Annotated in this window: 12 protein-coding genes; 3 read left to right on the top strand and 9 right to left on the bottom strand. The window is 63.9% G+C overall.

Translation table 11 applies throughout. The features are described from left to right. Nucleotides 1–30 precede the first annotated feature (30 nt). The 3 genes from Q0687_RS30290 to Q0687_RS30280 all read right to left on the bottom strand — a co-directional run bounded on the left by Q0687_RS30290 (nucleotide 31) and on the right by Q0687_RS30280 (nucleotide 3193). Complete coding sequence (locus tag Q0687_RS30290) at nucleotides 31–1341, bottom strand: ABC transporter substrate-binding protein (protein ID WP_298885100.1); 1311 nt, start codon at nucleotides 1339–1341, stop codon at nucleotides 31–33. A gap of 92 nt (nucleotides 1342–1433) precedes the next feature. Continuing rightward, nucleotides 1434–2138, bottom strand: coding sequence for an NUDIX hydrolase (locus Q0687_RS30285; RefSeq protein ID WP_298885099.1), 705 nt, complete (start codon nucleotides 2136–2138; stop codon nucleotides 1434–1436). A 29-nt stretch (nucleotides 2139–2167) separates the two neighbouring features. After that, nucleotides 2168–3193 (bottom strand): ABC transporter substrate-binding protein, encoded by a 1026-nt coding sequence (locus Q0687_RS30280; RefSeq protein WP_298885098.1) that lies wholly within the window; start codon nucleotides 3191–3193, stop codon nucleotides 2168–2170. Nucleotides 3194–3329: 136 nt separating this feature from the next. Between Q0687_RS30280 and Q0687_RS30275 the strand changes: the two genes are divergently transcribed. Continuing rightward, nucleotides 3330–3779: a cupin domain-containing protein gene (locus Q0687_RS30275; protein WP_298885097.1), complete on the top strand. Its 450-nt coding sequence runs from the start codon at nucleotides 3330–3332 to the stop codon at nucleotides 3777–3779. A gap of 65 nt (nucleotides 3780–3844) precedes the next feature. Here Q0687_RS30275 and Q0687_RS30270 read toward each other — a convergent pair whose 3' ends face one another. The 6 genes from Q0687_RS30270 to Q0687_RS30245 all read right to left on the bottom strand — a co-directional run bounded on the left by Q0687_RS30270 (nucleotide 3845) and on the right by Q0687_RS30245 (nucleotide 8884). Further along, nucleotides 3845–4618 carry an anti-sigma factor gene (locus tag Q0687_RS30270; protein ID WP_298885096.1) on the bottom strand — a complete coding sequence of 258 codons (774 nt, stop codon included), beginning with the start codon at nucleotides 4616–4618 and terminating at the stop codon, nucleotides 3845–3847. Next, on the bottom strand, nucleotides 4615–5133 hold the full coding sequence (locus tag Q0687_RS30265) for a sigma-70 family RNA polymerase sigma factor (RefSeq protein ID WP_298885095.1): 519 nt from the start codon (nucleotides 5131–5133) through the stop codon (nucleotides 4615–4617). The genes Q0687_RS30270 and Q0687_RS30265 overlap by 4 nt, the downstream gene beginning before the upstream one ends. Before the next feature lie 40 nt (nucleotides 5134–5173). Further along, complete coding sequence (locus Q0687_RS30260) at nucleotides 5174–6643, bottom strand: YncE family protein (RefSeq protein WP_298885094.1); 1470 nt, start codon at nucleotides 6641–6643, stop codon at nucleotides 5174–5176. 9 nt (nucleotides 6644–6652) lie between these two features. Beyond that, on the bottom strand, nucleotides 6653–7180 hold the full coding sequence (locus tag Q0687_RS30255; RefSeq protein WP_298885093.1) for a DUF305 domain-containing protein: 528 nt from the start codon (nucleotides 7178–7180) through the stop codon (nucleotides 6653–6655). A gap of 100 nt (nucleotides 7181–7280) precedes the next feature. Further along, nucleotides 7281–8066 carry an ABC transporter permease gene (locus Q0687_RS30250; RefSeq protein ID WP_298885092.1) on the bottom strand — a complete coding sequence of 262 codons (786 nt, stop codon included), beginning with the start codon at nucleotides 8064–8066 and terminating at the stop codon, nucleotides 7281–7283. Continuing rightward, entirely contained in the window at nucleotides 8066–8884 is an 819-nt protein-coding gene (locus Q0687_RS30245) for an ABC transporter ATP-binding protein (protein WP_298885091.1), read from the bottom strand. Before Q0687_RS30245 ends, Q0687_RS30250 begins: the two co-directional genes overlap by 1 nt. A gap of 141 nt (nucleotides 8885–9025) precedes the next feature. On the opposite strand from Q0687_RS30245, the gene Q0687_RS30240 reads away from it, so the two are divergent. Next, nucleotides 9026–9808 carry an ABC transporter ATP-binding protein gene (locus tag Q0687_RS30240; protein ID WP_298885090.1) on the top strand — a complete coding sequence of 261 codons (783 nt, stop codon included), beginning with the start codon at nucleotides 9026–9028 and terminating at the stop codon, nucleotides 9806–9808. Further along, a complete protein-coding gene (locus tag Q0687_RS30235) occupies nucleotides 9805–11364 on the top strand; it encodes an ABC transporter permease/substrate-binding protein (protein ID WP_298885089.1) in 1560 nt (519 codons plus the stop codon). The genes Q0687_RS30240 and Q0687_RS30235 overlap by 4 nt, the downstream gene beginning before the upstream one ends. Nucleotides 11365–11398 lie beyond the last annotated feature (34 nt).

The raw sequence follows: 11398 nt of genomic DNA, 5'->3' as shown, positions 1-11398 counted from the left end.
CGTCCCGCTCTCCTCGTTCCAGATCCTGCACTACTGGTTGCTGTAGGTGGTGCCCTTCGGCAGCGGCAGCACGGCTTCGCGCTGCGCCTGGCTCTTGGGCCACACCACCGAGGATTTGTCGTCGATGTACTGGATCACGACAGGGAACGAGCGTTCGTTCTGACCGGCCATCGGCGTGCCCTCCCCGAAGAACTTGACGCCGAAGCCAAGCATGGTGCCACCCTCGGGAATGTCGGTGTCGAGCGCAGCCTTGCGTAGCGCCTCGGGATCAACCCCGCCATACTTCTTGATGGCGCGCGGCAGCACGTCGTCCATGAAGACGTAGGTGTTGGATGCACCGATGCCGACATGAGCGGAGCGAATGGCGACGCCGGGCCTGATCTTGTCGAACTCTTCGCCGATCATCTTGATGACGGGCGCAAGCTTCGGATCCATGGTCTTCTGGTTGGCGAGCCAGATCGAGATCGGATCGGTGTCGAAGAGGTAGTTGGCGTCGGCGCCGAGGCCTTCTTTCAGCTTCTCATAGACACCGTAGCCGGCGCCATGGCCGACGAGAGCCGCGAATTTCAAGCCCTGTTCGCGCGCCTGCCGCAGCAGCAGGGTGATGTCGGGGTTATAGCCGGTGTGGAAGACGACATCGGGCTTGGCGCGCTTCAATTTGGTCACCAGCGCCGACAGATCGGGCGCGGTGGCGGAATAGCCTTCCTTCAGTACGACGTTGAAGCCCGCCTTCTTCGCGCCGGCCTCGTTGCCCTTGGAGACGTCGACACCATAGGCGCCGTCCTCGTGGATGATGGCGACACGCAGGTCGCTCGGCTCCTTGCCGAACTTCGACTTGGCATTCTGCGCGATGAAATCCATCGTCATCGTGCCGAACTGATCGCCGCTCGCTTGCGGGCGGAAGACGTATTTGTAGTTCTTGTCGGCAACCACGGCGGACGAGATGCAGGTCGTCATCCACATGAACTTCTTGAGCTGCTCGACGCGGGCGGCAACCGGCACGCATTGCGCCGACGAGAAGAAGCCGAGCACCAGATCGACCTTCTCCTGCTCCAGCAGGCGGATGGATTCGTTGATGGCGACATCAGGCTTGCTCTGCGCGTCGGCGTAGACCGCCTCGACCTTGTAGCCCTCGACGCCGGTCTTGGTGTAATGGTCGAGGATGATCTTGGTGCCGAGATATTCGAGCTCGGAGCCGCCGCCCGCAAGCGGGCCGGTCAGGTCGAAAATCACGCCGATCTTGATTTTCTTGTCCTGAGCCTCGGCCGAAGCCGCCAGGCCCACCGCTGCAATCGCGATCAACAGCCCACGTACCAAGCGGGCAGCCATGCGCAGGCGCATCTAAACCTCCCTGGACGATTGTGCATTGCATTTTTTTGTTTTGCTTTTCGCCCATCACATGGGCTCGACCGCACGATGTCAAGCCTCGCGCGTCAGCGCGGGGCGAACTGCTGCGCAATAAAGGCAGTGACAAATCGCGGCATGGCCGGCTTGAGATCGTCCATCCCGCGCACGAGATGGATGGCCGAAAGCTCCGCCTCGTCCTGGCGCGCCAGATTGGCTTCGATCCGCGCGCGAGCCGCCTCGCCCGGCATATCCAGGTTGAGAATCTGGATCATTGCAAGCGCGCGACCGGTGACAACGCAGTGCCAGTCCGCCTCCGCCGAATAATCCGCCGGACCGAGGCCGGTCTCCTCCTCGAGCTCGCGGATGACACTGCCGGGAATGTCGAGCGCGCCGTCCTTGACGTCGTCAAGATCGGGCGTGCCCGACGCGAAATAGATCCGCCCTGAATTGGCCGTGTGAGGCGCCATCTCACCCATTACGAAGGCGCCGTCGGAGGCGCGCAACGCCCCCATGCCGAAACCGTTGAAGACATCAGGATCGGGAAATCCCCAGTCACGCCACGCCAGAAAGCTCGCGAAGTCCGTCTCGAAATAGGTCGCCGCGAGACGGCCATCGGTGAAGACGGGATCGCGCCCGAGCAGGACGCGGCCATTCCAGAGGCTCGGCCGCTCGCGCTGCTTCTCGGCGAAATGCGCCGCGATCTCACCGCGCCGCTCCTCGGCGAACGGCCAGGCGGTCGGCTGCACGGCCAAGTCCAGCGTCGTGACACGATGAATGATCGATTCTGTCATGACGCCTGATTAGCGCGCGTTCGCGTCAGTTATTTGGCGTTCCCCGTGGTCTTCTTCGCCTGGTCGACGAACTTGTTCGTAAATGTCTTGCTGACGTCGATCTTGGCATTCGCCACCTCCGGCGAGCCGATGCTGAAGACCGCGAGCACGGCGTCCGCGCCCTTCGGGTCCATCTTGCCGGTCTCGGAGAACATCGGGATCGTGTTCTTCAGGGCCGCGAGGTAGAGGTCCTTGTTCTTGCCGACCATCTCCTCCGGCATCTTCGCCATGATCTCCTCGGGCGAGTGCGAATGGATCCAGGCGAGCGTCGCCAGCATCGCGTTGGTGAGCCCCTGCACCTCCTTCTCGTGGCCAGCGACCCACGCCGCCGTCGAGTACAGTGCGCCGCCCGGATACTCGCCGCCGAAGGTCGCGAGCGTGTCCTTTTGCGTCCGGGTGTCGCTGAGGATGCGCAGGTCCGGATGGCTGCCCTGGAGCACGGTGACGGAGGGATCGAGCATGACCGCAGCGTCGATCTGTCCCTGCTCCATCGCAGCCACCGCGGTCGCACCGAGGCCGACGCCAATCACGGCGGTGCCGGCGGGATCGAGCCCGTTCTTCTTCAGGAGATATTTCAGGAAGAAATCGGTGGAGGAACCGGGCGCGCTGACCCCGACCTTCTTGCCGGCAAGATCCTTGATCGACTTGATGTCCGCGGTGTGCGAGGGCGCGACCACCAGCACGAGGCCGGGATAGCGGTCATAGACCACGAACGCCTGCAGCTCCTGCTTCTTGGCGGCCAGGTTGACGCAATGGTCGAAATAGCCGGAAACGACGTCGGCGCTGCCGCCGAGCACGGCCTTGAGCGCGTCCGAGCCGCCCTTGAGGTCGACCAGATCGACATTGAGGCCGGCCTTCTCGTACTCGCCAAGCTGCTTGGCCAGCACCGTCGGCAGATAGCACAGGCAGGCGCCGCCGCCGACCGCAACGGTGATCTTGCTTTGCGCTGCGGCAAACGAGGTGCTGAGCGTCAGCGCAAGCAGGGCGCCGGCTAGCCTGGCAATCGTGTTCTTCATTGGTTTCCTCCATTCGGCTGGCGGCACCATAGAGCAGCAGGGCTGGCTTGAGAAGGACGCCCAAGTGCACTGGCCATCAGCCTTTTGGCGAAATGGCATGCGCCCACAACAACATTTCTGATGGGGACGATCATCCATGAATCGCCTTGTTACCGGGCTGTCGATCGCCGCCGCCTTCGTCGCCGGATGCGGCGCGACCTATTTACTCGGGCCGGCGCTCGCCGCCGAAAACATCACCGCGCAGATCATCCATACCGGCGAGATGGAAGGAGATGCACTGGGCCCCGCCAACCAGATTGGATACCGCTCGAAGACGTTCATGACCGCGGATGGCTCGACTGTGTCGATCCAGGTCGGCAACGTGCCAAAGCATCTGCATCCCAACACCAACGAGATCCAGTACATTCTCGATGGCACAGGGACGATCTGGCTCGGCGACAAGGAGGTGACGGTGAAGCCGGGCGACCTCGTCATCATCCCCAAGGGCACGCCGCATGGTGGCACCAAGCCGATCAGCGGCCAGGTCAAGGCGATCGCGATCAAGACGTCGCCGCAGGCGCCCGACGACGTCAGATTGCTGGATTGAGGCCGAAAGCTGAGCGAGGTTGAGCGTCCGGCTCGCACGGTCGTAAGGACCCGTCGATTCCGGTACTAGATAGGGCGCGCCTGCTTACGGATCTCGTTTGCGATCGGCTTGAGGACGTCGCCCGGAAGCTGGCCGACGAGCGTGTAACCCATGCCGCCCTCCGCCCACACCAAACCCGCGACATCGCCGGTCGATTGCGGCATCATCGGCGTCGCCAGATTGGGGTTGCTCATAGGACGCGTCAGCACCACGAGACGGTCGCCGCGATCGTCATCGTACATGAACATCGCCGCCGGGCCACGCGACGTCGGAACCAGCCGACCGCCCATCAGCCGATAACCCGACGCCGAGAGATCTGGCACCTTGATAGGCTGCTTCAGCCGGTTGGAGACCCATTGCGTGAGCTCTGCGCTATTAGATGCTTTGATCTCGACCGGCCGCACGCGATCGGGTGCAAAGACGCTATAGGAGTAGGCGGCCTCCTGGGCCAACGAGGACAGTCCGTTCGAACCATCCTGCAGCAGGCTGCGCGTGGTCCAGCCGCCGAGACCGCCGAGGCCGAGGAGCAGCATGGCTGCGATCATGCCCCACGCCCATCGCGGACGCCGTTTCCGGCCCTCGATGATATGCAACAGGTTCAGCTCCGCCGGCAATGGCTCGTCGGCGATTGACGCCAACGCGCCCCGCAACTGCTCGCGCTGGGTGGCGAAAGCCGCGACGCGCCCGGCGACGTCGGGGTGATGGTCCAGATAGGATGCGACCTCCGCGCGGCGCTCGGGCTCGAGCACCTGGTCCACATAGGCGTGCAGATCGTCTTCTGTGATCGGCCGCTGGTTCATTTCAAGCTCCGCAATGCCACGACATTTCCCGGTGCAACGCTGTCCATCTCCTGCTGCAGCCTCTCCCGCGCGCGCGACAGTCGTGACATTACCGTACCGATCGGGACGTTGAGAACTGCCGCAGCGTCCGCGTAGGAAAGATCTTCGACAGCCACGAGCAACAGCACGGCCCGCTGCTCTTCGGGGAGTTTGGCAAGTTTGCTCAGGACATCCTGATAGATCAGCCTCTGCTCCTGCGCTGCCGCGCTGACAAGCTCCTGCTCGCCGGCATCGTCGATCGGCATATGCCTGCCTCGCGCTATTGTCTGGCGAAATTGGGAGACCGCCAGATTGTGGAGGATGGTGAACAGCCAGGCGCGCACGCTGCCGTCGCGCCGCTGATGCCAGCGGCTGACGGCGCGTTCCAGACAGTCCTGGACCAAATCGTCAGCCGCCGAGCGGTCGCGCACGAGGGCGCGCGCATAGCGACGGAGCGCGGGGATCAGTGGTTCGACCTGAACCAGCATGTCCTTCATGAGGCGCTCCGCCAGCTTTCTGATGCTGTCCTGGCCGAAGTCATTGCGCCTCGATCTGGACCGCCTCGCCGGGCATCGCAGCGTCGCCGGCGGCAATCACCAAATAACGCTTGGCTGCAGTAGACGGCTGGTCGACGATCTGCCGGATCGGGCCAGCGGCGTTGACGATAGCCGATCCGGCCGGATTGGTCATGAACGCCGCCAGCGGCTGCAGGTGGCCACTCCCGTCACCCCGCTCCGCCAGCGCAAGCACATATTTCTGCTTGGGCTCAAGTCCCGTGACCGAAGCCTGCAGGATCTGGATCAGCCCCTGATCGAACAGCGACACGCTGGTGGGCGCCTTGCCGTCCTTTGCACCGTCCTTCGACGTGAGCGAGAGATGAGCGACCTGGCCGGCAACGCCGAGTGGCTGCAGGTTCTGACGGTCGTCCGGATTTGGCGCCGCGTTTGGAACATAGGCGATCGCCTGCGGTGCCTGGCCAACCGGGACATTCGTGACGAGGCTGTTGGTCGCGGTGTCGATCGCCGCGAGAGCGTCGGCGTTCTCAAGCCCGACGTAAATCCGCGTACCGTCGCCGGATGGCCAGACGCCATGCGGTAGATTGCCGACCGGGATCGCCGCAACCTGCGAGAAATCGTCGGTGCGGAATACCTTTACGAGGTTCAAGCCACCGACCGTCACGTAAGCGAACGTCCCCCTGGGCGTATGCGCGAAGTTGACGTGGTTGGTGATCGGGCCGGTGTCGATCGTCGTGATGAGATTGAACGGCGGCTTCGCGTTGAACACCTGGGTGCGGCCGACGTCTTTCAGGGTGAACCACACCTGATTTCCATCCGGCGTCGCCGCAATGTTCGGACAAAACGGGCTCTCCTGCTTCACCTTGGCGACGATCCTGTGGTCGGCGACTGAGACGACGTCGGTCTCAGGATTGAACGATGAGCAGATGTAGCCGTACTTGCCGTCGGCCGAAAAAATCTGCATGCCCGGCCCGTTCGGGGTGGTGATACGGCTCTTCTCCGCGAAGCTCTTTGCATCGATGACGGAGATGTAGTTCTCACCGCGGACGGTAACCCAGACCTCCTTGCCGTCGGGGGTGTAGAATGCCTCGTGCGGAGAGCGACCGACATAGGTCGTGTGCTTGACCGCGTTGGTCGCGGTATCGATGAACGTCACCGAATTCGAACCGATTGACACCACGGCAAGCGTCCTGTGGTCGGGCGCGAAGCCCATGCCATGCACAAGCACCTGCCCCTTGTACAGCGGGCTGAAATTACCGGGCTGCGGGTCGCCCAGCCGGATCAGGCCAAGCAGCTTGTTGTCAACGGGGTCCGTGACCGAGACCGTATTCGAGAACTGTTCCGCAGCGTAAACGCGATCGTGGTGGCTAACCGGAATATCGGGAGCGGACAGCGCGCCTGGTGCCTGTCCGGCCCATGAAGCAGAGCCGGTAGCGAGCATGGTCGCCATCAGGAAAATGCTCTTGATCATGTTGCTTCGTGACGTGATCATCTGCGGCTCCTACTTCTTCATTTCGCTGGACATGTCCGTCTGCAGGCCCGGATGATGATGAGCGGCTGCGACGGGAGTGGGTGGCGACTGGGTCGGAGCAGGCGTGGTGTCCGTGGCCGGCTCGCCGATGGCGAGCTTCATGGCCGCGATCTCCTGCATCTGGTCGACGATGATTTCCTGGGCGATGCGCTTCAGCTGCTCGTTCTTGCCATAGCGAAGTTCGATCACCGCCATGTCGATCGCGCCCTGATGATGCGGGTTCATCATTGCGACGAAGTCACGATCGCTATCGCCGGTGGGCTTGAGCGTCATGTCGTTCATCATCTTCGTCATGGCGCCTTCGTTTTCTTCCAGGAACGCCCGTTCTTCGGCACTCGACGCAGCCGGCGGATGGGCTTCATGCGCGAACACGAGCGGAGGCAACGCAAACGCGACCAGAATGCGCGCAGCAATGAGCACCGTGCCGAGGCCGGGCCTGGACCATCGACATCTGCCTGCTAGCGCTGTCAGTCCGCGGCGAAACTGTAGGGGTGACATCGAAAACTCCCATGCGGGTCGTTGCATGGGGATTTGACGCGTGGGCGCGCATTCTATTCCGACCGCTCGATCACATAAAAGTCAGCGGCAGTAAGGCAGCCTAGCCGCGCCCGTCCGCGGTCGGCCGCCAAACCAGCAGGCGCCGCTCCACCAGCGTCACTCCAAAATCGATCAGGATGACGAAGGCCGACAGCACGAACATGCCGGCGAACACGCCGGCAACGTCGAACACGCCCTCGGCCTGCTGAATGAGATAGCCCAGGCCAGCCGCCGATCCCAGATATTCGCCGACGACCGCGCCGACCACGGCAAAACCCACTGACGTGTGCAGCGAGGAGAACATCCACGACAGCGCCGACGGCCAATACACATGCCGCATCAACTGCCCCTCGCTCATGCCGAGCATGCGGCCATTGTCGAGCACCGTGCGGCTGACTTCCTTGACGCCCTGGTAGACATTGAAGAACACAATGAAGAACACGAGCGTCACGCCGAGCGCGACCTTGGACCAGATGCCGAGGCCCAGCCACAGCGCGAAGATCGGCGCCAGCACCACGCGCGGCAGCGCATTGGCCATCTTGACGTAGGGATCGAACACCGCGGCAACGAGCGGCTGCCGCGCAAACCAGAAACCGACCAGGACGCCGCTAAGCGAGCCGATCACGAAGGCGAGAATCGATTCCCAGAGCGTGATTGCCAGGTGCTTCCAGATCACGCCGCTCACGAACCACTTCACGATCTGGCTGAATACGTCGACCGGATTGGAGAAGAAGAACGGCGGCAGCAGGATCTTGCCGAACACAGGAACGCTCGAAAACAGCTGCCACAGCGCGATGCAGACGATCGCAACCAGAACTTGCAGCGCAAGCAGCGAGACGCGCGACATCAGACCGCCTCCGCCGCATGGGTGGATTGCGCGTAGCCCTTCATCACCTCGTCCTTGAGCACGCTCCAGATCTCGCGATGCAGCGCATGGAACTCCTTGTCCATCCGCACCTCGAAAATGTCGCGCGGGCGCGCGAGCGTGACACGCCAGTCACCGATGATGCGCGAGGACGGCCCCGCGGACATGATCACGACGCGGTCGGCGAGCGCGATGGCCTCTTCGAGATCGTGGGTCACGAACAGCACGGCCTTGCGGTCAGCGTTCCAGAGATCGAGCAGCAGATTGCCCATGACTTGCCGCGTCTGCGCATCGAGGGGCCCGAACGGCTCGTCCATCAAGAGGATTTTGGGATCCCGGATCAGGACCTGGGCCAGCGCCACGCGCTTGCGCTGGCCGCCTGAGAGCATGTGGGGATAGCGGCCCGCAAAGGCGCCGAGGCCCACGGAGGTCAGCCATTTCTGCGCCTGGGGCAGCGCCTCGGCACGCGGGGTGCCCCTGATCTCGAGGCCGATGGCAACGTTGTCGAGCGCGGTCTTCCAGGGGAACAGCGCGTCGGCCTGGAACAGATAGCCGGCATCCCGGTTCAACCCCGCGAGCGGCCGATCAAAAATCCTGACGCTGCCGGCGGCAGGCCTCAACAGGCCGGCGGCGACGTTGAGCAGCGTCGATTTTCCGCAGCCGGTCGGCCCGACAATGGCGACGAACTCGCCCTGCGCGATCGTCAGATGGGCCTTCTCCACCGCCGTATAGACCCGCCCGTCCCCCAGCCGGAACGCAACCTTGGCATCCTCCAGCGCCACTGCGTCGGGCGTTGTCATGTCTTTCCTCCGAACTTTGCTTGATGCCTTAGCCGCTCGCGCGACCAAGTTCAATCAAGCCGCCAAGCGTGCTAGGCATGGGTCGGCCTTGCTTTCACCCTCCCCGGAGGGGAGGGTAAGAGAACAGCGAGCCCACCCGCGATGCCTTCCAAGCCGGCGATCAGCTACCGAAACGTCACCAAGAGCTTCGGCCCCCTCCGGGCCGTCGACGATGTCTCGCTCGACATCGCCGAAGGCGAGTTTCTGGCCGTCGTCGGCGGCTCGGGCTCCGGCAAGACGACGCTGCTGCGGCTCGCCAACCGGCTGATCGAGGCCGACGGCGGCACCATCACGATCGAGGGCGGAAACGTGCAAGACATCGAGCCGGTCGCGCTGCGGCGCCGGATCGGCTACGTCTTCCAGAGCGGCGGGCTGTTTCCGCATTTGAGCGTCGCCGACAATATCGGGATTACGCCGAAGCTGCTCGGCGCGCCGGCAGCCGAGATTGCTGGGCGCGTCGACGAGTTGATCGCGCTGATGCAGCTCGACCGTGCCGCCCATCGCGACCGGCTGCCGGAAGCGCTCTCGGGCGGCCAACGCCAGCGCGTTGGCGTAGCGCGGGCCCTGGCAGCCAAGCCCCGCATCATGCTGATGGACGAGCCGTTCGGCGCGCTCGATCCCCTCACGCGCGACGCTCTCGGCGAGGATTTTCGCCAGTTGCACAGCAAGCTCGGCCTGACCACCGTGATGATCACGCACGACGTGACGGAGGCGATTTTGCTCGCCGATCGGATCGCGGTGATGCGCGGCGGAAGGCTGCTCGCCCAGGGTACGCCGGCGGAGCTGTCAGCGAGCAACGACGCCTATGTGCTGGAATTGCTGCGCACGCCGCGGCGCCAGATCGAACGGCTGAACGCGCTGCTGCCCCAGGGCGGTGCGGCATGAGCCTCTTCGACGATCCGCGCTGGGGCGAGGCGCTGTCGCATTTGCCCGACTATCTCGGCAATCATGTGCGGGTGAGCCTCGCCGCGCTCACGCTTGGCCTCGTTGTCAGCCTGCCGCTCGCGATCCTGACGCGCAACCGTCCCGCGCCGCGCGCCGTCCTGCTCGCCCTCGCCAGCATCGTGCAGACCGTGCCGGGGCTGGCGCTGCTCGCATTGTTCTATCCGCTGTTGCTGTTCGTGGCCTCGGTGACGCTCGCGTGGTTCGGCGTCTCATTCTCGGCGTTCGGCTTCCTGCCGGCGATGCTGGCGCTGGCGCTCTATTCGATGCTGCCGGTGCTGCGCAACGGGATCACCGGACTGAACGGCATCGATCCCGCATTGATCGAAGCCGCCAAGGGCGTCGGCATGACGGCGCGGCAATCGCTCGTCATGGTCGAGCTGCCGCTGGCGCTGCCGGTGATCATGGCCGGCATCCGCACCGCCGCGGTGTGGGTGATCGGTACCGCGACGCTGTCAACCCCGATCGGACAGACCAGCCTCGGCAATTACATCTTTGCCGGGCTGCAGACCCAAAACTGGGTGTTCGTGCTGTTTGGCTGCGTCGCCTCAGCCCTACTCGCGCTTGCCGTCGATCAACTGCTGGGCCTGATCGAGAGCGGGCTACGGCAGCGCGGCCGCCTGTCGACGGCGCTCGGCGCAACCGGGATTGCGGCGCTGGTTGTGGCGACGCTGGTGCCGACGATGGGGCGTTCGTCGGCCGGTTATGTGGTCGGCGCAAAAACCTTTGCCGAGCAATATGTGCTCTCCGCCCTGCTTCGCGACCGCCTCCAGGCGGCCGGCCTCCAAGCGACCGCACGGTCAGGCCTCGGCTCTAGCGTGATCTTCGGGGCGTTGAAGGCCGGGGATATCGATCTCTATGTCGATTATTCCGGCACGCTCTGGGCCAATCAGTTGCACCGCACCGACATCAAGCCGCGCGCCGAGCTGGTGACGGAGTTGAAGACGGCGCTCGCCAAGGACAACATCACCCTGCTCGGCGAGCTCGGCTTCGAGAATGCCTATGCGCTGGTGATGCCGAAGAAGCGCGCCGACGCGCTTGGCATCCACACCATCGCCGATCTCGCCGCGCATTCCTCGACGATGTCGATCGCCGGCGACTACGAGTTCTTCTCGCGACCGGAATGGGCGGCTCTGCAGAAGGCCTATGGTCTTCAGTTCAGCGCGCAGCGCCAGATGCAGCCGGACTTCATGTATGCGGCCGTGGCGAGCGGCGAGGTCGACGTGATCGCTGGCTACACCAGCGACGGCCTGATCGCCAAATATAACCTGGTGGCGCTCGACGATCCCAAGCAGGCGATCCCGCCCTATGACGCCATCCTGCTGCTGGCGCCGAAGCGCGCCGGCGACGAGCGGCTCAAGGCGGCACTGAGCCCGTTGCTCGGCAAGATCGACATCACCACCATGCGCGAGGCAAACCTGCGCGCCAGCGGCAACGACGCGAATTCCTCGCCAGATGCGGTGGCGAAGTGGCTGTGGGGGAAGGTCGGCGGGCGCTAGGCTATTCCCAACGCCCGGCCCTCCCGCGCACAGA

This window comes from uncultured Bradyrhizobium sp., assembly GCF_936928535.1.
Taxonomy (GTDB): Bacteria; Pseudomonadota; Alphaproteobacteria; order Rhizobiales; family Xanthobacteraceae; genus Bradyrhizobium.
Note: the sequence above shows the minus strand (reverse complement) of the source record. Positions and strands in the feature narration are given on the sequence as shown.